This window comes from Vibrio gazogenes, assembly GCF_023920225.1.
Lineage (GTDB): Bacteria > Pseudomonadota > Gammaproteobacteria > Enterobacterales > Vibrionaceae > Vibrio > Vibrio gazogenes.
Genome location: NZ_CP092587.1, coordinates 3381980 through 3404060, shown reverse-complemented (window position 1 = coordinate 3404060; position 22081 = coordinate 3381980). Strand labels below are relative to the sequence as shown.

Annotated in this window: 19 protein-coding genes and 1 pseudogene; 13 read left to right on the top strand and 7 right to left on the bottom strand. The window is 45.8% G+C overall.

The annotated features are described in order from the left end of the window. Positions 1–9: 9 nt before the first annotated feature. The 5 genes from MKS89_RS15120 to tatC all read left to right on the top strand — a co-directional run bounded on the left by MKS89_RS15120 (position 10) and on the right by tatC (position 3697). Positions 10–615 (top strand): ubiquinone biosynthesis accessory factor UbiJ, encoded by a 606-nt coding sequence (locus MKS89_RS15120; protein ID WP_072959369.1) that lies wholly within the window; start codon positions 10–12, stop codon positions 613–615. After that, complete coding sequence (gene ubiB / locus MKS89_RS15115; protein ID WP_072959372.1) at positions 612–2249, top strand: ubiquinone biosynthesis regulatory protein kinase UbiB; 1638 nt, start codon at positions 612–614, stop codon at positions 2247–2249. The genes MKS89_RS15120 and ubiB overlap by 4 nt, the downstream gene beginning before the upstream one ends. A 44-nt stretch (positions 2250–2293) precedes the next feature. Then, a complete protein-coding gene (tatA, locus tag MKS89_RS15110) occupies positions 2294–2518 on the top strand; it encodes a twin-arginine translocase TatA/TatE family subunit (RefSeq protein WP_072959374.1) in 225 nt (74 codons plus the stop codon). 6 nt (positions 2519–2524) lie between these two features. After that, positions 2525–2848: a Sec-independent protein translocase protein TatB gene (gene tatB, locus MKS89_RS15105; protein WP_072959376.1), complete on the top strand. Its 324-nt coding sequence runs from the start codon at positions 2525–2527 to the stop codon at positions 2846–2848. 99 nt (positions 2849–2947) lie between these two features. After that, positions 2948–3697, top strand: coding sequence for a twin-arginine translocase subunit TatC (gene tatC, locus MKS89_RS15100; protein ID WP_072959379.1), 750 nt, complete (start codon positions 2948–2950; stop codon positions 3695–3697). Positions 3698–3789: 92 nt separating this feature from the next. Here tatC and MKS89_RS15095 read toward each other — a convergent pair whose 3' ends face one another. Next, the gene (locus tag MKS89_RS15095; RefSeq protein ID WP_072959382.1) at positions 3790–4554 is read right to left on the bottom strand and encodes a TatD family hydrolase; all 765 of its coding nucleotides are present in this window, start codon (positions 4552–4554) and stop codon (positions 3790–3792) included. 335 nt (positions 4555–4889) lie between these two features. Here MKS89_RS15095 and hemB point away from each other — a divergent pair, with 335 nt between their 5' ends. The 3 genes and pseudogenes from hemB to spfP form a co-directional block, all read left to right on the top strand. Then, a complete protein-coding gene (gene hemB, locus MKS89_RS15090; protein ID WP_072959385.1) occupies positions 4890–5936 on the top strand; it encodes a porphobilinogen synthase in 1047 nt (348 codons plus the stop codon). 705 nt (positions 5937–6641) lie between these two features. Then, entirely contained in the window at positions 6642–9413 is a 2772-nt protein-coding gene (gene polA / locus MKS89_RS15085; protein ID WP_072959388.1) for a DNA polymerase I, read from the top strand. 195 nt (positions 9414–9608) lie between these two features. Further along, a pseudogene (gene spfP, locus MKS89_RS21070) lies at positions 9609–9653 on the top strand (small protein SpfP); the annotation flags it as partial. A 491-nt stretch (positions 9654–10144) separates the two neighbouring features. Here the strand turns inward: spfP and yihA are convergent. Both yihA and MKS89_RS15075 read right to left on the bottom strand, forming a co-directional pair. Further along, a complete protein-coding gene (gene yihA, locus MKS89_RS15080; protein WP_027694312.1) occupies positions 10145–10798 on the bottom strand; it encodes a ribosome biogenesis GTP-binding protein YihA/YsxC in 654 nt (217 codons plus the stop codon). A 537-nt stretch (positions 10799–11335) separates the two neighbouring features. Next, positions 11336–11656: a hypothetical protein gene (locus tag MKS89_RS15075; protein ID WP_072959389.1), complete on the bottom strand. Its 321-nt coding sequence runs from the start codon at positions 11654–11656 to the stop codon at positions 11336–11338. Here MKS89_RS15075 and MKS89_RS15070 point away from each other — a divergent pair, their 5' ends adjacent. From MKS89_RS15070 to hemN, 4 genes are all read left to right on the top strand, one after another. Beyond that, positions 11657–12295 (top strand): class I SAM-dependent methyltransferase, encoded by a 639-nt coding sequence (locus tag MKS89_RS15070; RefSeq protein WP_072959391.1) that lies wholly within the window; start codon positions 11657–11659, stop codon positions 12293–12295. Continuing rightward, positions 12295–12840 carry a Der GTPase-activating protein YihI gene (yihI, locus tag MKS89_RS15065; RefSeq protein ID WP_072959394.1) on the top strand — a complete coding sequence of 182 codons (546 nt, stop codon included), beginning with the start codon at positions 12295–12297 and terminating at the stop codon, positions 12838–12840. Before MKS89_RS15070 ends, yihI begins: the two co-directional genes overlap by 1 nt. A gap of 12 nt (positions 12841–12852) precedes the next feature. Continuing rightward, a complete protein-coding gene (locus tag MKS89_RS15060) occupies positions 12853–13341 on the top strand; it encodes a DUF2489 domain-containing protein (RefSeq protein WP_072959397.1) in 489 nt (162 codons plus the stop codon). Positions 13342–13482: 141 nt separating this feature from the next. Continuing rightward, on the top strand, positions 13483–14868 hold the full coding sequence (hemN, locus tag MKS89_RS15055) for an oxygen-independent coproporphyrinogen III oxidase (protein WP_072959400.1): 1386 nt from the start codon (positions 13483–13485) through the stop codon (positions 14866–14868). A gap of 143 nt (positions 14869–15011) precedes the next feature. Here the strand turns inward: hemN and MKS89_RS15050 are convergent, their stop codons facing one another. Genes MKS89_RS15050 through hemC form a run of 4 tightly spaced genes read right to left on the bottom strand, consistent with a single transcriptional unit; the run spans position 15012 to position 19040 of the window. Then, positions 15012–16196, bottom strand: coding sequence for a heme biosynthesis HemY N-terminal domain-containing protein (locus MKS89_RS15050; RefSeq protein WP_072959402.1), 1185 nt, complete (start codon positions 16194–16196; stop codon positions 15012–15014). Then, positions 16196–17350 (bottom strand): uroporphyrinogen-III C-methyltransferase, encoded by a 1155-nt coding sequence (locus MKS89_RS15045; protein ID WP_072959405.1) that lies wholly within the window; start codon positions 17348–17350, stop codon positions 16196–16198. The genes MKS89_RS15050 and MKS89_RS15045 overlap by 1 nt, the downstream gene beginning before the upstream one ends. Further along, the gene (locus MKS89_RS15040; protein WP_072959408.1) at positions 17347–18099 is read right to left on the bottom strand and encodes a uroporphyrinogen-III synthase; all 753 of its coding nucleotides are present in this window, start codon (positions 18097–18099) and stop codon (positions 17347–17349) included. The genes MKS89_RS15045 and MKS89_RS15040 overlap by 4 nt, the downstream gene beginning before the upstream one ends. Positions 18100–18101: 2 nt before the next feature. Further along, positions 18102–19040: a hydroxymethylbilane synthase gene (gene hemC / locus MKS89_RS15035; protein ID WP_072959410.1), complete on the bottom strand. Its 939-nt coding sequence runs from the start codon at positions 19038–19040 to the stop codon at positions 18102–18104. Between the two features lie 405 nt (positions 19041–19445). On the opposite strand from hemC, the gene MKS89_RS15030 reads away from it, so the two are divergent. Continuing rightward, positions 19446–21980 carry a class I adenylate cyclase gene (locus MKS89_RS15030; protein WP_072959413.1) on the top strand — a complete coding sequence of 845 codons (2535 nt, stop codon included), beginning with the start codon at positions 19446–19448 and terminating at the stop codon, positions 21978–21980. Positions 21981–22081: the final 101 nt, after the last annotated feature.

Genomic DNA, 22081 nt, shown 5'->3' with positions numbered 1-22081 from the left:
GCGGTGTCTATGCCATTCGCACCTTTACTGACCGCAACGATTGAAACCATCCTGAACCGACTGATTCAGGATGATCCGGTACTGATTCGTCAGCTTGCCCGCCTGAAAGGTCATGTGATTCAGGTTCATCTGAAAGAGCTGAATCAAACGCTGACGTTTGTTTTCAGCCAACAAATTGATGTGTTAGCACGGTATGAAGGGACACCGGATTGTTATCTGTCTCTGACATTATCGACGCTGCCGCAGTTACGGGAGCAGGCCAATATCACGCAATTGATCAAACAGGATAAGTTGATACTGGAAGGTGATATCCAACTGGCTCAGAAGTTTTCTCAACTGATGACGGACTGTAAACCGGATTGGGAAGAGTGGTTATCACGTCTGAGTGGCGATGTCGTCGCCCATACAGTGACGCAAGCCGCCAAAGATTTTAGTCATTTTCTGCAAACACAACATCAGCGTCACCAATCCCATATTGCTCAGGTTTTAACGGAAGAGTGGCAAATCGTTCCGGGACCCCTCGCAGTGGCTGATTTTTGTGATCAAGTGGATGAAGTACACAGTCAGCTATCCCGACTTGAAAGCCGGATTCAGTCTCTGGCGGAGAAACTATGACCCCAACAGAAATCAAGCGCTTGTACCGTATCATCAAGGTACAGCTGGAATATGGTCTTGATGAATTTCTCCCTGATCATCACTTGCTCCGAGCGCCATTACTCGCGAGAAAAGCACTCTTCTGGCTGCAGAATCGTTATCCTGAGAAACCATTAGGTGAGCGTCTGCGTCTGGCACTTCAGGATCTTGGTCCGGTCTGGATTAAGTTTGGTCAGATGATGTCCACCCGCCGGGATCTATTCCCCCCGCATATCGCTGATCAACTGGCGCTGCTACAGGATAAAGTCTCACCATTTGACGGTCACTTAGCGAAGCAACAGATTGAAAAAGCGTTGGGCGGTGCGGTTGAGACCTGGTTTGATGATTTTTCGGTTGAACCGCTGGCCTCAGCATCGATTGCTCAGGTACATACTGCAACATTGAAATCCAACGGCCGTGAGGTGGTGCTCAAAGTGATTCGTCCTGATATCCGGCCGGTGATTGCCGCGGATATTAAATTGATGTATCGGATGGCTCGTCTTGTTGCCAAAGCGCTGCCTGAAACACGTCGGTTAAAGCCGGTTGAAGTAGTTCGGGAATATGAGAAAACGTTGCGGGATGAACTAGACTTACGACGAGAAGCCGCGAATGCGATTCAGTTGCGACGTAATTTTGAGGGCAGTGAAGAGCTCTACATTCCTGAGGTGATCTCGGAATACAGTAATGAAACCGTAATGGTATCGGAACGTATCTACGGGATTCAAGTCTCGGATATTGATGCGCTACAGGCAAACGGCACCGATATGCAGTTGTTGGCGGAACGTGGCGTCAGTGTTTTCTTTACGCAAGTCTTCCGAGACAGTTTCTTCCATGCCGACATGCATCCGGGCAATGTGTTTGTTCAGCCTGCTCATCCGGAGAACCCGCAGTGGATTGGGTTGGATTGTGGGATTGTCGGAACGCTGAATAAAGAAGATAAACGCTATCTGGCGGAAAATTTTCTGGCATTTTTTAATCGTGATTATCGGCGCGTTGCAGAACTCCATGTCGAGTCCGGCTGGGTACCATATGATACGAATCTTGATGCATTCGAGAGTGCGATTCGGGTCGTGTGCGAACCTATTTTTGCTAAGCCACTGTGTGAGATTTCATTTGGTCACGTGTTGTTGAATTTATTTAATACGGCCCGTCGCTTCAATATGGAAGTGCAGCCGCAACTGGTCTTACTGCAAAAAACGTTACTTTATGTGGAAGGTTTAGGACGACAGTTATATCCTCAACTCGACCTATGGAAAACGGCCAAACCGTTTTTGGAACGTTGGATGCTTGATCAGGTTGGGCCGGGTGCTGTATTGCGTTCTATCCGTGAGAAGGCGCCATTCTGGGTAGAAAAACTACCGGAATTACCAGAACTGGTCTACGAAAGTCTTAAGCAAGGGCGCGTGATGAATCAGCGGGTCAATGCGATGTATCAGGATTACCGTCAGGTGAAACGGGATCAGGCCCGAGGAAAATTTTTCTTAGGGATTGGGGCTACTGCACTGATTTGTTCAGCCGTCTTTTTGGCGAATGGGCAAGAGCCGCATCTGTCAATCAGTACCGCTGTGATCGGTGGGATGTCTTGGTTAATCAGTTGGATGTTCTACCGACGGTAAGCATATCTGCTGAGCGGTTTGACGAAGCATAAAAGGATTGTGATATGGGTGGCATTGGGGTTACGGAATTACTGATTATTGCGGCTATTGTGGTGTTACTGTTTGGCACTAAAAAATTGCGGAGCATGGGCAGCGACCTGGGCAGTGCCGTGAAAGGCTTTAGAAAAGCGATGGATGAAGATCCTGCTGAAGCGAAGCGAGAAAAGCCGGATGAAACACCACAGAAATCCGCTTCTTCTGCACAGAACAACCATCAAGACAAAGAGTAGATCCCGGTGTTTGATATCGGTTTTTGGGAGCTGGTATTAATTTCGGTGATTGCGCTGGTTGTTCTGGGGCCGGAGCGCTTGCCTCAGGCGATTCGAAGCCTCGCCCGATTTATTGCGTCCGTGAAGAAGATCGCCAATCATGTCCAGCATGAACTGTCTCAAGAGTTGCAGATACAGGAACTCAAAGACAATCATCAGCAAGCTGAGCAAATGAAAGCGAACGATCCATTTCCTGAATTACACCAATCACATGAATCCGTGGATACTCCCATTCGTGACGTTGAGCAACCTTCAACGCATGATGAAAGCGCAGAGAAATCGTCTAAATAACGGTTGTGAGATAACTGTTGCGATGTATTCAGCATTGCGCGTGTTGTTTCGGCTTGTTTTTTCTGACGTCATCTGTTCCTGACGTGATATGGAGTCAATATGTCGTCTGTTGAGCAAACTCAACCTTTAATTCGTCACTTACTGGAATTACGTGATCGATTGCTGCGTTGCATTGTGGCCGTTATCGTTGTATTTCTTGGTTTGGTCTATTTTGCCAATCATATTTACGAGTTTGTTGCCCGGCCGCTGGTTGAGCGGTTACCCGCAGGCGCAACCATGATTGCCACCGACGTCGCTTCACCATTCTTTACCCCGCTTAAGCTGACACTGATTGTTGCGCTGTTCATCACGGTTCCATATCTGCTCTATCAAATCTGGGCCTTTGTTGCACCGGGTCTGTATCAGCATGAACGCAAGCTGGTGATGCCCCTGATATTGTCGAGTTCGGTCTTATTTTATTGTGGGGTTGCATTCGCTTATTTTGTGGTTTTTCCTTTAGTGTTCGGTTTCTTCACAGCGATTTCTCTCGGAGGGGTTGCTTTTGCGACTGACATTACCAGCTATCTTGATTTTGTCCTGGCGCTATTTTTAGCATTCGGAATTGCGTTTGAAGTGCCGGTTGCCATCATGCTGCTTTGTTGGACGGGTGCAACAACACCAAAAGCACTTCAGCAAAAACGACCTTACATTATTGTCGGCGCATTTGTGGTCGGGATGTTGCTGACCCCACCGGATATTATCTCTCAGACGCTGCTGGCTGTTCCTATCTGTCTGTTGTTTGAAATTGGTGTTTTTTGTGCCCGTTTCTATAGCAAAAAAGTACCGGAAAAAGAGGAACAGGATTCGTAGCGAAGACCTGTGTTGGTCGCGTACCAGTACCGACAAGGGGATGGATAATTTCCCCTTGCGCAACGATACTCCGGCTATGCTGTTGTGTTATCTCAGGACAGGCCAAATAATTGCTTCGCATTATCCGTGGTTAGTCTGTCCACATCGTCAAGCGACATCTCTTTCAGTGCGGCAATTCGTTGGGCGACAAGGTGAGTGTAGGCCGGTTCATTGCGTTTCCCGCGGTGAGGTACCGGGGCCAGATAAGGGCAGTCTGTTTCCAAGATGATTTGCCGGATATCCAGATGCGGAACGACTTGATCCATCCCACCATTTTTAAACGTCGTCACGCCGCCTAAGCCAAGATGAAAGCCTAAATCCTGAATCGCTTTGGCTTCTTCAACACTGCCACCAAAACAGTGAAAAACCCCTTGCAGAGAACCGTCTTGGGCCTGGCTGAGTAGTTGAATCGTTTCTTGCATTGAGTTGCGGGTGTGAATCACGACCGGGAGCTGCTCCTCTTTTGCCCAGTTCAGTTGGGTGAGAAAAGCTTCCTCTTGTTGTGCTTGATAGGTGGTATCCCAGTATAGGTCGATGCCAATTTCACCGACGGCAATGAACTGATGTTGATCAAACCATGCATGAATGATATCCAGCGTCTGATGAACATTTTGATCGACGTAGCAAGGATGTAATCCCATCATTGAACGACATATTTCAGGATAGGCGGCCTCGGTTGCCAGCATTGGACCGATAGAGTCGAGATCGATATTCGGCATACAGATCATATCGACACCTTGTGCCAGAGCTCGTTGAATCACATCTTCTCGATCATGGTCAAATTCACGGGCATAAACATGGGCGTGCGTATCAATCATGGTATTTTCCGGTCATGGGTTGAATGAAGCATTATAAAAGATCGTCGCCTTGAGATCATTTTTTGAATTTTTACTTCAATAGGCATGGTGTGTCAGTTGGACAGTGATATGATTTCAGCTCACCTCCAGTGACAATACTGCGTCTTCTCAACCACCGTATTGTCAGATGAGAAGGTCATATTAGTGTTGTGAGAGCAACAGGTTTTTGTCGCCGTGTACTTTTTATCGGTGCTTTCCGTTTTCAGAACGGCTCATAAGCAGAATCGTGCGTGATAGGTACAGGGTGTGGCAGGGCTTGATGCTATTTGCAACCCACATCAGAGAAGGAGTTACATGTGTCAGTTTCTATCGTAGGTCAGTTTCCCGGTCGTCGTATGCGTCGTGTGCGTAAACATGATTTTAGCCGTCGCTTGGTTGCCGAAAATCAGCTATCAGTCAGTGACCTGATTTATCCGATATTTGTGTTGATGGGCAAAGATCGCCGTGAGCCGGTTGAGTCGATGCCGGGTGTGGATCGTTTATCGATCGATGTTCTTCTTGAAGAAGCGCAGTATCTTGCGAGTCTCGGTGTGCCAGCCATTGCACTGTTTCCTTCTGTGAATCAGGATGTAAAAAGTCTTGATGCTGCCGAGGCTTATAATCCTGAAGGTTTGATTCAACGGGCGGTTCGTTCTTTGAAAGAGCATGTGCCTGAAATCGGCGTCATTACCGATGTGGCATTAGATCCATATACCACCCATGGTCAGGATGGCATCATCGATGAAGAGGGATATGTGATCAATGATGTGACAACGGAAGTGCTGATGAAGCAAGCCTTGTCTCATGCTGAAGCCGGCGCTGATGTGGTTGCCCCGTCAGATATGATGGATGGCCGGATTGGCTTGATCCGTGATGCGCTCGAAGAATCGGGATATATTCACACGCAGATTATGGCTTACTCGGCGAAATATGCATCGAGTTATTATGGTCCTTTCCGTGATGCGATTGGTTCAGCAAGCAATCTGAAAGGCGGTAATAAAAAAACCTATCAGATGGATCCGGCGAATACTGATGAAGCCTTACAAGAAGTGGCGTTAGATGTTGGTGAAGGCGCTGATATGGTGATGGTGAAACCGGGGATGCCGTATTTGGATGTTGTCCGTCGGGTGAAATCTGAGTTACAGGTGCCAACGTTTGCTTATCAGGTTTCCGGCGAATATGCGATGCATAAAGCTGCTTTCATCAATGGCTGGTTGAAAGAAAAAGAGACGGTCATCGAATCGTTACTTTGTTTTAAACGGGCAGGTGCGGATGGCATTCTGACCTATTTCGCGAAAGATGTTGCGCAGTGGCTTGCTGAAGAGCAAGCGGAGCGGGTTGCCGCACTGAAAAAACATCAGTGATATTAATATCAGTAATCTCATCGAGTGAAGAATTTATCCAAGGCTGACAATTGTCAGCCTTTATTATTTTATTTCTGAATAAGTTACGTCTGGCATTAAAGGCAAATGAGACTTTTTCTCATTTAATGCTTGATCTTTTAAATGAGAATAATTATTATTATTACCGTCTTAGGGAATGAGGGAGTTCACCACAGCGCTTAGATGTAGCTCGATTATTTTGGCTACTCGATGCGATGGTGTTTACAGGCTTGCACTCTTCTTTTTGACACGACATTGCTCACATTGCTTCCAGTGTATTTATAGCTTTATAAGAAAGCGATTTGGTCACACGTATCACTTTCTTGATTATGCTAGGCGACATCCTTTGGGTGTCGCTTTTTCTTTTTTAGTCAGATTGTTTTTGTTAACAGAACGATATACTTTTCCACAATGATTGATCCCAAAAAGATCATGTTTTTTTACACAGATCTTTTATTTAATAATTTAAAATCAAATATTTATATATGTGTTTTTGGTTGTTTTTACTGATTGTATATGAGTGGAAATAAAACTATGAACAGACTTATCCACAATATCCAATCTTTTCTGTGGATTCCAGTCGTTTTGGATTTCGGTAAAAACTCGGTAGAACGTGGAATCCTCAGGGAACTCATGGCATTCTAAGCAGATAATGTTGAGACCTCCACATCCGGATACCAAAAAACTATGGCCCATATTCCTGATAACCCGCTCATTCTGATTGACGGTTCTTCTTATCTTTATCGTGCATTCCATGCCTATCCAAGCACCATGAGTAATGGTGAAATCCCTACCAATGCCGTTTATGGTGTCATTAATATGATCCGTAGCATGATGCGTCAGTATCCTTCGGAGCGGATTGCCGTCGTGTTTGATGCGAAAGGCAAAACGTTCCGTGATGAGATGTACGCAGAATATAAAGCCAATCGCCCACCAATGCCGGATGAATTACGTTGCCAGATTGAGCCGCTGCATAAAATTATCCGCTCTATGGGATTACCGTTAATCGCAATCGAAGGTGTGGAAGCCGACGATGTGATCGGGACGATTGCGATGCAAGCAACCAATGCCGACGTTCCGGTGCTGATTAGCACGGGTGATAAAGATATGGCGCAATTGGTGAACGATAAGGTGACCTTGATCAACACCATGACGAATGTCGTGATGGATCGCGAAGGCGTGATAGAGAAGTTCGGGATACCTCCGGAACTCATCATCGACTATCTGGCGTTGATGGGCGATAAAGTTGATAACATTCCGGGCGTGCCGGGTGTCGGTGAAAAGACAGCGACTGCATTGCTTCAGGGAATCGGCGGTCTGGAAGCGCTCTATCAGAATCTCGATAAAATTGCTGATTTGGGATTCCGGGGCTCCAAGACAATGGCGAAGAAGTTGGAAGAGAATAAAGACAATGCATGGCTTTCTTACCAACTCGCGACGATTAAACTGGATGTTGAACTGGAAGACACTCTGGATACGTTGGTCAAGCGTCCTGCTGATCGAGAAGAACTGATTCAGCAGTACGGGCAACTGACATTTAAATCTTGGCTGAATGAACTGATTGAAAGCCCTGCGGGAAGCCCTGAAATAAATCAGGCATCAGATGCGGCTTCGGTAACGATGGATACATCGGCGGTCAATATTGATCGTAGCCAGTATCAGACCGTTTTGAATGAATCTGATTTTATGGCTTGGCTAGACAAGCTAAAAAACTCATCTCTGTTTGCTTTTGATACCGAAACGGATGGATTGGACTATATGACAGCCAATCTCGTTGGAGTGTCATTTGCAATCAATGAAGGTGAAGCGGCCTATGTGCCGGTTGCGCATGATTATATGGATGCACCGGAGCAGTTGGATCGCGATTGGGTATTGGCCCAGCTTAAGCCGATTCTGGAAAATGAGCACAGCCATAAAGTCGGACAGAACCTGAAGTTTGACATGAGTATTCTGGCCCGTTATGACATTGAATTACGTGGGATTCAGCACGATACCATGCTGGCTTCTTACGTATATGACAGTGTGGGCGGACGGCATGATATGGATAGTCTGGCACTTCGTTTTCTGCAACATAGTTGTATTTCGTTCGAACAAATTGCCGGCAAAGGTAAAAATCAGCTGACATTTAACCAGATTGATCTGGAACAAGCAGGTGTTTACGCGGCTGAAGATGCGGATGTCACGCTCCGGTTGCACCATCGTTTGATGGATAATTTGGCGCAGAATGAAGCACTGTTGCGTGTCTATCAAGAGATTGAAGTGCCATTGGTTCCCGTGCTGTCAAGGATGGAGAGAACCGGTGTTCATATCGATGATATGCGTTTGAATGTTCAGTCTCAGGAAATTGCTCAGCGACTAGAAGAATTGGAAAGCAAGGCATTTGAGATTGCCGGAGAGTCATTTAACTTGAATTCTCCGAAGCAGCTACAACATATCTTCTTTGAAAAAATGGGGCTGCCGGTCGTGAAAAAAACACCTTCCGGGACACCATCAACCAATGAAGAGGTTTTACAGGAGCTGGCACTCGATTATCCGTTGCCGAAAGTGATTCTGGAGCATCGTGGTCTGGCGAAACTGAAATCGACTTACACCGATAAGTTACCCAAAATGATTAATCCGGTCACAGGACGCGTACATACCTCTTATCATCAAGCGGTGACCGCAACCGGACGGCTGTCATCAACCGATCCGAATTTACAGAATATTCCGGTACGGAATGAAGAAGGACGGCGGATTCGTCAGGCATTTGTCACTGAACCCGGTTGGAAGATTGTCGCGATCGACTATTCTCAGATTGAGTTGAGAATTATGGCACATCTGTCAGGTGATCAGTCTTTGTTAGATGCTTTCCAGCAAGGGAAAGATATTCATGCCGCCACGGCTGCTGAAATTTTAGGGACTTCGCTTGAGCAAGTTTCCAGCGAACAGCGTCGTCGTGCCAAAGCCGTTAACTTTGGTTTGATCTATGGCATGAGTGCATTTGGTTTGGCGAAACAGCTTGGTATTCCTCGGAGCGAAGCGCAATCGTATATGGAGAGATACTTCGAGCGTTATCCCGGCGTGATGCAGTACATGGAAGATACGCGTGCGCAAGCAAGCGAGCAGGGATATGTAGAAACCCTATTTGGCCGTCGCTTACATTTACCGGAAATTCGCTCCGGTAATGGTATGCGAAGAAAAGCTGCGGAACGTGCTGCGATCAATGCACCGATGCAGGGAACTGCCGCTGATATCATCAAAAAAGCGATGCTATTAGTGGATGCGTGGATCGAGCAAGAAGGTCAGGGGAGAGTCCGGTTGTTGATGCAGGTGCACGATGAGCTGGTTTTTGAAATCCAAGAGTCATCTCTGACCGAAATTGAAAGTAAAATACAAAAACTCATGGAATCCGCAGCAACGCTTCGTGTGCCTTTAGTTGCAGATGTTGGGCGGGGTGATAGTTGGGAACAAGCCCATTAATCGGCTTTTTTTGCCAATATAGTCTAATTTTTATGAGCTGGCGCACAAGTGTCAGCTTTTTTTTTACATAAAAAAAGTAACAAAATATCAGTTTCTTATGTTGTCTGATTTAATATGAGTGAAAAAAAACTACAAAATGGGTTTTCTTTTTCATCAGTTTATTGTACATTTAATGACGTAGGGTACAGAGGTAAGATGTTCTATCTTTCAGACCTTTTGTTTCACGTTATTGGATTAGGCTGTTTCAGCCGCCCCAGTCAGTTTTTGACTGGGGCGTTTTTTATTGTGTTAAATATATGTTATGCATCAATAAAATTAGAATCCCCATCCGCATTCAGTCGTTACGTTTCGACGTCTATTCTACAAATCATTGATAAAAATCTTAGTTTTTCTTCTGGTTCGTCAACATTTTTAAATGAAGTAATGTAACGATTCTGTAATTAATTACCCGTCACAAAATAGTTATTTCATCAAAGAAACGAAGTGTTAAATTTTAGTTAATATTCTTATATTTCAAAATATTATATTGGTTTTGAGGCCGATGGCGTATGGGTGTGAAAGGATTGAAAAAGTAGATGAATTCAACGATGCTATAAGGGCACAAAAACAAAACAATTAGAAGAAGTTCATTATCTCTCCCATTACCCTGCCAGGAAGGCGGGGTTTTTTATGTCCGGAAGAAAAGCATGATGGTTTCGCTATCTCTTCCGGAGCTCCGGGCACCGGAGTTATCAATCAGACTCGCTGTTCGCGTCACTGTCTTGTTCATCCTGAGGGGCAAATGCCGGTGCATACCAGCTATCGAGTTTTTGGCGCAGAACATCCACGCCCAGTCCTGAAGTTGAGGAAAACGCATCAACACTGACATCACCACAAAATGCCATAGATGCTTCGCGAATTTTCAGCACTTGTGCTTTTCTTGCACCACTTTTAAGTTTATCGGCTTTCGTCAGCAGAACCTGGACCGGAATATTGCTTTCCACAGCCCAATAGATTAGCTGTTGGTCCAGATCTTTCATGGGATGGCGAATGTCCATCAATACCACGAGTCCTTTTAAACACTGACGTGCTTGCAGATACTCGCCGAGTGCTTTTTGCCATTTCTTCTTGAGTTCCGGTGGAACCTGAGCAAATCCATATCCCGGTAGATCGACAATATGACAGCCATCAGTGACCTGGAAGAGGTTGATTAACTGAGTTCGTCCCGGGGTCTTACTGGTTTTGGCTAAGCTTTTTTGATTGGCCAAGCGATTTAAAGCACTGGATTTTCCTGCATTGGAGCGTCCGGCAAACGCGATCTCGATGCCTTCATCTTCCGGCAAGTGGCGGATATCCGGGGCACTGGTAATAAAATGCGTATTTTGATAGTGGATTTTTACACTCAAGGTAGACTCCATGGTAACTGTCTGCTGTTGATGAATCATGTGCCGGAATGCAATGGTATCACAGCCATAACCTTAAATACGGTCTCTGCGAAACGCTCCCCCGATTCATGGGACTGGCGATTATACACGACTCCTATCAGAATCTGGAACATTATCACAGCTCAATGGGCGGAAGTTCGTAAGTGATGGCGTCGCGAATAATTGGTTTGATCGGCACAGACTGACTCTGGCTCGGGGGTGTTCCTTTTTTTCTATATAGATTGTGCGAGATCTGCTATAGATAAGCTGATGATTACATTGGGAATGATTTTAATTTTATGATTTTACTATTATTTTTAATATTGCGGATGGAATGTGATCAGAATCATTTTTTGATGGGTTGTGTCTGGCGGGGGAAAGGGTAAAGTGATTGCGTTGCTTTAAGGATGAATCGCTCATGCTGAAGTGACTGACAAACAGGATGTTTGTCTGATAAGGATGGTCTGCTTGGCCCTACGGAGTGGGGATGTAATGGAACCAAGCCACGGAAGTGCTTCGTTACAATGATGTTTTCAGGGATAGTGAAAATTCATCAGGATCGATGACGAACAACAATGTTTTTGCAAGGAAAGCACGAACAACAAAAGGAATATTGTGCGCATCGCTATGTGCCAGATAGTTTCCGTCACTACGGTGACTGTTTAGAAAGCGACAGATCATTCTGTCGCTTTTTTTATTTTTGGTTAAGCTGAAAGTTATCGCGTCTATTCGCTGAATCAGTCTATCCGCTGAATAAAAAGCTGAAGAAAAAATAAGCTTAAATACTCCACTATCGGGTGAGTTTCTGGTATGTTGCGCATCCCGTAACAAGGAGTCCATATGATCTCATGTCCACTATGCGGTGCTGAATCGCTGGGGGTTTATCATCGGGATAAACATCGCGACTATTGGCAATGCCACCAATGCCATTTGGTGAGTGTCGCGCCTGCATTCCATCTGGATGCAGAATCAGAAAAATCCATCTATGATCTGCATGAGAATCATCCATCTGATACGGGATATCGGCGATTTTTGTCTCGCCTGACGGTGCCTTTGGCGGCGCGGATTGCCCCTGATTCTCATGGGTTAGATTTTGGATGTGGCCCCGGACCGACGCTCTCTTTAATGATGGAAGAGCAAGGATTTCGGATGGCTGTATACGATGTCTTTTATTTCCCACAGAAGTCGGTGTTAGAATCAAGCTATGATTTTATTACCGCAACAGAAGTGATTGAACACTTATATTCTCCGGGCCAAGTATGGCAGCAGTGGTTAACATTGGTAAAGCCGGGAGGATATATCGGAATTATGACCAAATTAGTCAAAAATTTGGACGCGTTTACACGGTGGCATTATAAGAATGATCTCACCCATGTAAGCTTTTTTAGCCGAGAGACATTTTGTTTTCTAGCAGAACGAGATGCTCTCGAAATTGAATTTATCGGTAGTGATGTAATTTTACTGAGGAAGAGCCAGTAATGAGCCGTAACAAGAAAGTAAGATCATCTGGGAATACAGACGTCGTTGTCGTCCGTCAGCGTTCTCAGGCAGATATCGAAGGGCGTTTGCGCAAGAAGCTGAAGAAGAGAAAAGGCTTGAAAACCGGCAGCCGCCATTCAGAAGAATCCGGCAATACACGTCGATTGAATACTTCGCAAGCGCAGGATCCTCGTTTGGGGAGTAAGAAAAAAATTCCGCTGGTCGTAGAAACTCAGCCAAAAGCCATCGCTGAGAAACGGCAAAACCAAGCAGAACAAGAGCTGGCTTTGCTTGAAAATGATGTGCAGCTTCATGCTTTGCTTGCTCGGTTAGATAAGGGAGAAAAGCTGGGTGCAGGCTTGCAGCAGTATGTTGATGAAAAGCTGAATCGAATTGAACAACTGATGATACAGCTTGGGCTATTTGATGAAGAGAGTGATGAAGAGGTATCCTCTGAGTCTCCGGCGGTGAAATCAAAGCAAGGCGCATCAGATGATGAACTTCTGGAGAAATTTACCGGATTGAATTCGGATGATTTTCAGTAATAGGAGTGACATATGAATCTGACTGTACTCATGATTGTTGGGTGTCTGATTGTCGCCGGTTTGGCGATTTATGCCGGGTATTTGCTGGTGAAATTAAAGCAGCAGAAAGCGTTGGTTGCCAAGCATCGTGAGTTGGCGATTGAGAAGAGAAACGCAAATATCTTCGAGAATGTGAACACACTCTGTATGGTCGGGGTTCAAGGACAGTGTGATCTGTCGGAAATCAGTATTCGTGTTTATTGCATCATGGACTATGTTCAGGGTGAACAGCGTATTGATTTTGACAAAAAATTCCCGGCAATTTCAGAGCTTTATCATATCGTTAAAGATATGCCTCGTGGCGAGTCGCGACAAGAGATGCCTAAAAAAGAAAGGATGCAGCAAAATCTGGAGCGGATGAAGGCTGAGAGTCGGCTGGAAGATGATATTGTCCGAGAGCTGACCACGCTGAAGGGTATGATTCAGCCATTAAACCAACAGATTCAGGTTCAGATGGTTTAAATCTCCGGTCTTACAGCGGTTCATTCGGTGATCTCTGTAGCACTTTCACACAATAATCATGGATTTCTATTTTGCTGCCCGAGTTGTCAGTATCGCAGTGTGGCAAAATAGAGATTCATCGCCCCATTCGGAAAGATAAATATGTTTCAGCAGGTATCTCGTCAGCAGGTTGTCTGGGATCAGGCAATGTTGGATAAATATAATTACTCCGGACCCCGCTATACCTCCTATCCGACAGCCGTTGAATTCCATGAAGCATTTACGATTGCGGACTTTGATATGGCTTGTGCCAAGTATCCGGAGCGTCCGCTTTCTCTTTATGTCCACATTCCTTTTTGTCATAAGCTTTGTTACTACTGCGGTTGTAACAAGGTGGTCACGCGTCATTCTCATAAAGCGGATGAGTATTTGGATATGCTGGAGCTTGAGATTCGTCAGCGTGCCTCGCTGTTAGCTAGTCGTCGTGTGGTTCAGCTTCATTTCGGTGGCGGTACGCCGACATTTCTGACCGCTCCCCAAATCACGCGTTTGATGACACTGATCAGGCAGGAATTTGATTTTGAGCCTGAGGCTGAAATCAGTATTGAAGTCGATCCGCGCGAGATAGAACTGGATATCTTGGACCATCTTTATCAAGAAGGTTTTAACCGCTTAAGTATCGGGGTTCAGGATTTCAATAAAGAAGTTCAGCTACTCATCAATCGGATTCAGGATGAGACATTCATCTTCGCTTTGGCAGAGCGTGCCCGGGAATTGGGGTTCCGTTCGACCAACCTTGACCTGATTTATGGTTTGCCCAAGCAGACACCGAGTTCATTTGCACGGACGTTAAACCGGGTGCTGGAAATGAAACCGGGCCGGTTATCTATTTTCAATTACGCGCATATGCCGCAATTGTTTGCTGCACAGCGGAAGATTAAAGAAGATTTTCTGCCGACAGCGCAAGAGAAGATGGACATTTTGCAGATGACCATTGGTACGTTGACGGATGCGGGCTATCAGTTTATCGGCATGGATCATTTTGCATTGCCTGATGATGATCTTGCGATTGCGCAAAGAGAAGGTTGCCTCCATCGTAATTTTCAGGGGTACACCACTTATGGTGATTGTGATCTGATCGGTTTTGGGGTGTCAGCGATATCGATGGTGGGTGATGCTTATGCTCAGAACCAGAAAGAGTTGAAGAAATACTATCAGCAAGTGGAACATCAGCGCCATGCGTTATGGAAAGGGGTCGCATTGGATAAAGACGATATGGCCCGGCGGGATGTGATTAAGCAATTGATGTGTAACTTTACTCTCGATAAAACTCAGATCGAGCGTGCTCATCAACTCGATTTTGATCGGTATTTCCAATCAGATTTAGCACTACTGGAACATTTCATCGCAGACGGGTTGGTTTTAGTCAGTGATAAGCAGTTGACGGTGACGCCTAAAGGTCGTCTGTTGATTCGTAATATTTGTATGTGCTTTGACCGTTATCTGCGAGAAAGAGCAAGACAGCAGCAGTTTTCCCGGGTGATATGATTTCATGTCGTGTTGCGGTGGTGTCTGCGTCACACTGCTCTCGGTGCTGATACCCCGGTACCGCTGATATTACAGTACAAAAAAAGCCAGCGGAACAGAAGCTGGCTTTTTTGTTATTGGCTTCGCTAGAACTGCCAATATGGTTAAGAAGTCGGCTCAATCAGTGATAGCGCTTTTTTACTGACATGATGGGCTGCCTGAGACATATCTTGCTGTTCCAGAACTTGGGCAAGCAGTTGATAGTCTGAGATGCTGTTTCTGATTTGTAGTGCTTTTTCCAGATGCCCTTGTGCCAATGGTAACTTTTTCTCCTGAAAATAGAGCTGCCCTAATGCGCTGTGCGCTTCGGCATGTTGCTCGTCTTTACGAATCACATTTTGCAGCAGTTTGATTATCGGCTGGCGACTCTCGAGATTGATTTCAGGCAGTAGTGGATAACTGTTTGAATTCGGATGCTTCTTGATATGCTCTTTCAGGAGCGAAAATGCTTCTTCATCACCTTGATGTTTCAAAAGTAACTGCACATAGCACACCATGAGTTCCGGCGTGTTTTTCAGGCGCTTGGGCAGATCTTTCCAGTATTCGGTCAGTGTCTCTTTTCCTCGGATCGCTGCGGCTTGTTCCATGAGATGGCTGCGGGATTCGATTTCCAGACGGATGATTTCCTCTTCTCCGGCCAGTTTGAGTTTTCTGAGTTGCGGCATCAGACCGAGTAGTGGTTGCCATTGGCGGAGATGGTGATATGTCGTTTTCAGCAGGCTGACGACCACAGGGTTGTCCGGATGTTGGATAGCGACGTCACTCAACACGTTGAGTGCATCCTGATAACGTTGCTCTTTGGTGAACTGTCTTGCCTTGGTGAGTTTGACGGCGAGCGTTGAATTCTCTTGTTTAGCGGCAAGAGACAGGTAGTGATCCCGTTTTTCTTGGTTGCCTTGTTCGAGCGCTGCTTCAGATGCAATGAGATAACACAGAAGTGGCATATCGTGATTTTTTGCCAGTCGGGTGACTTTCTTTTCGGCCTGTTTCCAGTCTCCCTCGATGAGTTTCACGATACCTTCGTTGGTATCCCGACGAGACTGTTTCAGTTTTCGTGAGCCAAACCAGTTCCAAGTGCTGCTACTAATATGTAGCGCTTTTTTGATCAAAAATTCGATACCGAACAAGACTGCCAGTAAAGCAATAACCAGCAAAATCAACGTGGTGACGCTCATCTCAATGGTCTTGTTAGCAATTGAAATCAGAACGTATCCTTGTTGACCGGAATATTGGGTGCCGACATATAATCCGATACCGAGGACTGCAAAGAGAAAAATGGCTCGAATCATTACTCTTCCTCCTTCATCAAACCGGAAACTTGTTTACGCAAACGCTCATGAATCAGATCAGTGAGTGGTTGTTGGGATGCCAGTTTTGTCGGATATTGAATGGTAATTTTCTTCTGACTCAGGGATTGAGTGGCTTGGTTAAACTGTTTGACCTGAGCATTATCAGGATTCAAGAACGAGACCGACCATTGATTTGCTGTGGTTAAAGCTGTTGTATAAATGTCCTGATTTTCGTCGTAGATTGCTCTGATTGCTGTTTCGATTTTGGCTTTCAGGTTCTCTCTCAGGTAAAAATCTTGTTCCGGAGACAGTAACGGAATGACGTTGCCATCCCGGGTTCTGAACGTGATGAACTGTTCAGAGAAATTCTTCAGTGATGTGAGCAGATTATCTTGCCAATGGCTGATGTCTTCGCTGACTTGTGGTTTTTGTTCTTGGGGGGCATCAGGAAGAATGGCGTTGGCCAGCGGCAGTTTATCGATGAGCTGCTCCAGACTGGTGAGACGCAAAACCAAACCATCTTTATCGATCAAAGGGAGCGACTTCAGTGTGGTGATGTCATTTGCCATAGCCTGACGCAGAGAGACCAGACTCGGATCATTGAGCGCTGCGATTCGCTCATCGGCACTTTCCATCAAATGAGTCGCAGTCAGCACATCGTGCTCGAGGAATAGTTTCCGACCAGCAAGTTTGACCAGATAATCAGATTCGGCTAACAGCCAGTCACTCGGACGACGTCCTTTGATATCAGCAAGCGCACGTTGCAGACTATCGATGCTTTTTTGCTGTTGATCCAAATGCGTATCAACCTGATTGATGACTGCGGCCGTTTTTTTATCGACGTCTTGATTGAGTTGCGTCACTTGTGTTTCAACTTGGCTCACTGATTGACTCAGTTGTTGCTGAAGTTGTGTGATTTGTTGTTGATAGCCGTGCATGGTGTGTTGAACATAAGCGGCAATTCCGCCACCGGTGAGTAAGGTCAGAACAATAGCAATTTTACTGAGCCTTGCACCCGATGCGGGCGTTTTTTGCTTTGATTTCGCGCTAGAAGGCGCAGTTGCTTCAGGCTTAGATGCTGATGCGGAAGAAGATGTGGCTGATTTTTGCTTATCTTCTGAGGTTGGGGTAACGGCTTTTTTTGTATCAGTCATTCATGATTCCTGTCATTCTTCTCGGCCAGAATTGCGGCCACTAAGTCTGAATTGCTGGCACTACCCACAGCAATGGTATGCTTGATTCCCAACGACTGTGCATCATGTGCAATCCGTTCACTGGGGACATAAAATGTTTGATTTAATAACCATGGCATATTGTGTTCAGCGATCTGCGTGACGAAAAACCGGAGTTGTTGCCCACTGGTGATGATAACGCAATCTATCGCTGCTCTTTGCCATTCGGAAACTGCAACCCGGGTGTTAAAAGGGAGCATTTCTCGCTGATAAACTTCGCAATAATTGACCACCGCTCCCTGAGACGTTAATTGTCGGGCGATTAAATCTCGGCCGCCATTGCCTCTTAGTATTTCAACACGTAACCCAACAGGCGCGCTAAGCTCGGGGAGAGAGAGAAAATTTTCACTATCACTTATCGCAGGGTAGTTTACCGTTTGTTGGGTAAAATTACTTAGAAGCTGTGCGGTTTTTTGACCGATGGCAAGATATCGAATGTCAGACGGCCATGAAAAGCCGTGTAGGTTGAGATATTCCTGACTATAAAAGACCGCTTGCTGGCTAACCGCGATCACCAGATCACACTGTTTTAGTCGGGCCGGAAGTTGTTCAAGTTCTGAACCGGCATGAAAACCAATTAAAGGATGATGAACCGCTTGGATACCAACGGCCCGAAGTTGACGGCAGAGTGCTTCTCCCGGTTGACCGGGGCGGGTCACCAGTACCGACATGATTAGTCATGCTCATGGTAAAGGTTGGCGAGTATCTCTTGGGCACCACGCTGTAAGAGTTGTTGGGCGAGCGTTTCTCCCAGTTGTTCTGCATCGTTGCGATTCCCTCTGATCTCCCCGCGAACGATTTGACTGCCGTCCGGTTCACCGACCAGAGCCCGTAACCAGAGTTGATCATTCTCCAATAGCGCGTAACTACCGATTGGCACCTGACAACCGCCTTGAAGAGTAGTATTCATTGCGCGTTCACAAAGCACCCGATCCGTGGTTTCCTGATGACTCAGTGGTTTCAATAATTCAATCAATCGCTCATCATCTAGACGGCATTCAATCCCAACGGCTCCCTGACCAACTGCCGGCAGCGATTGCTCCGGTGTTAGGTAGCTCCGGATTCGGCTTTCAAGCTCGAGGCGCTTGAGACCGGCAGCAGCAAGAATAATTGCATCATATTCTCCGGCATCCAGCTTGCCGAGTCGTGTGCCGACATTACCACGGAGCTCTTTGATGACGATATCCGGACGGGCCGCTTTTAATTGGCACTGGCGTCTTAAACTACAAGTCCCGACGATGGCGCCCTCGGGTAGTTCATCGAAGTCCGTATAATGGTTGGAGACGAAAGCATCACGCGGATCCTCCCGTTCACAGATCGTGACGAGCCCCAATCCTTGTGGAAATTCAACCGGGACGTCTTTCATTGAATGAACCGCGAGGTCGGCCCGGCCTTCGAGCATTGCCATTTCAAGTTCTTTGACGAAGAGTCCTTTTCCGCCCACTTTCGCCAGCGGGGTATCCAGAATCACATCTCCTTTCGTCACCATCGTGACCAGTTCAACAGCCAGACCCGGATGAGCAGCCTGAAGTGCATCCTTTACATAATGAGCCTGCCACAGGGCTAGCGGACTTTTACGGGTAGCAATACGAATCGGAGATGAATCAGTCATAGATTATGCGTCGGTCAGAGAAAAATGATAGCTCACATCCTATCACTGTTCTTTTCGATCCCCAAGTTCACCTAACCTGTTGAAAAATAGCACTTGGTGCAACAACGGATGTGAATGAAAAAGTGCATAGGAAAACTTGTAAATTTTGAGATATACGACCATAGTCTAATTTAAAATATGTGATGTAGCTCTTGTTTATAGTTTGAGCTATGATAGTTAGATAATATGAGTGAGATATGTATCAACGAAAATATACCCCTAAATTCTCTGGATTACCCACATGGGTGTTCGGGAGAGATATCTTTACCATCGGTAGATAAAGTGTTAAATTGATCACGTTTTGACGGCGATTTTGCACAAAGGGCAATCAGTTCGTTGAGTTTTGAGCCAACCAAGGATACTCCCTTGCAGACATACACCGAGACTTTAATCAAAAGATTAGATAATCTGAATCGGCAGCGTACCGAACGTGCGCTGGCGTTAATGGATTTACAAAGTCGTCGTGTTTTTCATTTAATTCCTGCATTTTTTCAATTCAACCATCCATTAATTCCCGGTTATTATGCCCAAGACGTACCTTTCGGGGTATGGGGTTTTGAGGCGGATGACGAACAACAACAGTTTATTGACGATACAGAACTCGCATTGGGGCAGTCACTGCCGATTGCAAGCGAGCCTGAAATTCAGGGCCTGTACACCATGGGGAGTACGTCATCGATCGGGCAGAGTACCTCCAGTGATCTCGATATTTGGGTGTGTGTCTCTTCGCTGATGAGTGCCTGCCGTCGGGAAAAACTGTCCAATAAATGTTTGTTGTTGACGGACTGGGCAAAGACACAAGGTGTTGAAGCCAACTTTTTTATCATGGATGAGCAGCGGTTCCGATGTAAACAGTCCGATGAAATGACCGGTGAAAACTGTGGTTCCTCGCAACACTTGTTATTACTGGATGAATTCTACCGTTCTGCGGTGCGAATGGGTGGAAAACGTCTTTTGTGGCAAATCGTGCCACCGGAGATGGAAGAGTGTTATGACGAATATGTCAGCCATTTGTGTCGTCATTCTTATATCAACTGTAATGAATGGTTTGATTTCGGTCGGCTCAATCATATTCCGGCAGAAGAGTATTTCGGTGCCAGTTTATGGCAGTTGTATAAGAGTATCGATTCTCCGTATAAATCCGTGCTCAAAGCTATCTTACTCGAAGCGTATTCCTGGGAATATCCATTTACACAACTCTTAAGTATCGATACCAAGCGGCGTTTCTTTACCCATGAGCCCGATCTGTATGGGATGGATGCCTATTATCTGATGCTGGAAAAAGTGACTCGTTATTTAGAACGGATTAATGATCAGCCTCGGTTGGATTTGGTACGGCGTTGCTTTTATCTGAAGACGCATGAGAAATTATCTCGTGAACCCGGTGCCGGCTCCGTGCCATGGCGACGGATGGTATTGAAAGAATTGACGCAAATCTGGCAGTGGTCGGCAGGTATCATCGCTGAACTGGATAATCGACGAAACTGGAAAGTCGAACAAGTTTCCTTCATGCATACGGGGCTCTTGGATGCTTTAATGCAGAGTTACCGCAATCTTATTCAATTCGCCCGGCGCAATGATATTACATCGTCCATTAGTCCTCAGGATATTTCGATTCTTTCCCGTAAACTATATGCTGCTTTTGAAATTCTTCCGGGAAAAGTAACACTGCTGAATCCGCAGATTTCTCCTGACTTGCATGAGTCTGATCTGACCTTTATTGAAGTGCAACAGAACCGGAGTAACCCTGCTGGCTGGTATCTCTACAAACAACCATTAGTGCCGCGTCGGATGATGGGGCAGCATTATCTGGAACATAATGAATATCTGAGTAAGTTAGTCGCTTGGGCATTTTTTAATGGTTTGATCACGGAATCAACAAGGCTCCATGCCGTTGTTCAGGACGCTCAACTCGATATTGATAAGTTTTATCAGATGGTTGGTGACTTGCGGAATACCTTCTCCTTGCATAAACGTCGTCCAACCATGCACGCGCTTGGCAGCCCTTGTGAAATTAATCAGTTGGCGATGTTCATTAATTTTGAACAAGATCCAACTTATGCGGTGTCGGGAAAATCGCTTCGCGTCGATTTAAAAACGGTCGATATTTTAAGTTTCGGGCCGGAACAGCGCTGCCTCGTCGGTAGTATTGATCTGGTTTATCGTAATTCGTGGCATGAAGTCAGAACGCTTCATTTCGAAGGCGAAGGGGCGGTTCTCGATGCGCTCAAAACGGTGTTGTGCAAGATGCATCAGGATGCGTTACCACCAGAGTCAGTGGACGTGTTTTGCTACAGTAAAAATTTGCGGGGATTAATCCGCAATGCCATTTATCAGTTATTGGCTGAATGTATTGATTTACGGTTGAAACCGGTTGAAATCGAGCTGGAAAAGCGGCGCCGTTTCAAAGCATTGCGGGTCGGCTGTCAAATGTATGGGCTGTTTTTTGAACGACGGGGCGTGTCCGTTCAGCGTTTGGAAAATTCAGTCGATTTTTATCGCAGTATCTCAACCAATAAACTCAAAGGCTCGCCATTGATGATGATTGATCGGGAGCAGGATTATCACTTGCCTGAAGCGATTGATGGCTTTGCCAGTGAAGGGCTCATCCAGTTTTTCTTCGAAGATAGTGAGACGGGCTTTAATATCTATGTTCTTGATGAATCGAATCGTGTCGAGGTCTACCATCAATTTAGTGGTAGTAAGAATGAGATGATTTATAGCCTCAATGGTTTTTATTCATCGATGTTGGATGAAAACAAAGTGGCATCGAAACTGATTAACTTTAATTTGCCGCAGTATTATCAGATCATCCATGCGGATGATGGCAGCACTTGTATCATGCCTTACCGCAGTGACCGATCTTCAGGGACTGTGCCGACCAAAGCGGTGAACGCCTAAACGAGGCTGATCACGCGTTTCTTTATTTTTTAGTATCTGATTATTCCTGAATCCGGTTTGTCATCAGAGCCCCGAGATTAGATTTATCCGCGGGACTCTAA

Coding starts and splice junctions, on each gene's coding strand:
- MKS89_RS15120 (WP_072959369.1), top strand. CDS start 10: ATGCCATTCGCACCTTTACTGACCGCAACGATTGAAACCATCCTGAAC.
- ubiB (WP_072959372.1), top strand. CDS start 612: ATGACCCCAACAGAAATCAAGCGCTTGTACCGTATCATCAAGGTACAG.
- tatA (WP_072959374.1), top strand. CDS start 2,294: ATGGGTGGCATTGGGGTTACGGAATTACTGATTATTGCGGCTATTGTG.
- tatC (WP_072959379.1), top strand. CDS start 2,948: ATGTCGTCTGTTGAGCAAACTCAACCTTTAATTCGTCACTTACTGGAA.
- MKS89_RS15095 (WP_072959382.1), bottom strand. CDS start 4,554: ATGATTGATACGCACGCCCATGTTTATGCCCGTGAATTTGACCATGAT.
- polA (WP_072959388.1), top strand. CDS start 6,642: ATGGCCCATATTCCTGATAACCCGCTCATTCTGATTGACGGTTCTTCT.
- MKS89_RS15075 (WP_072959389.1), bottom strand. CDS start 11,656: ATGGACTCCTTGTTACGGGATGCGCAACATACCAGAAACTCACCCGAT.
- MKS89_RS15070 (WP_072959391.1), top strand. CDS start 11,657: ATGATCTCATGTCCACTATGCGGTGCTGAATCGCTGGGGGTTTATCAT.
- yihI (WP_072959394.1), top strand. CDS start 12,295: ATGAGCCGTAACAAGAAAGTAAGATCATCTGGGAATACAGACGTCGTT.
- MKS89_RS15060 (WP_072959397.1), top strand. CDS start 12,853: ATGAATCTGACTGTACTCATGATTGTTGGGTGTCTGATTGTCGCCGGT.
- hemN (WP_072959400.1), top strand. CDS start 13,483: ATGTTTCAGCAGGTATCTCGTCAGCAGGTTGTCTGGGATCAGGCAATG.
- MKS89_RS15050 (WP_072959402.1), bottom strand. CDS start 16,196: ATGATTCGAGCCATTTTTCTCTTTGCAGTCCTCGGTATCGGATTATAT.
- MKS89_RS15045 (WP_072959405.1), bottom strand. CDS start 17,350: ATGACTGATACAAAAAAAGCCGTTACCCCAACCTCAGAAGATAAGCAA.
- MKS89_RS15040 (WP_072959408.1), bottom strand. CDS start 18,099: ATGTCGGTACTGGTGACCCGCCCCGGTCAACCGGGAGAAGCACTCTGC.
- hemC (WP_072959410.1), bottom strand. CDS start 19,040: ATGACTGATTCATCTCCGATTCGTATTGCTACCCGTAAAAGTCCGCTA.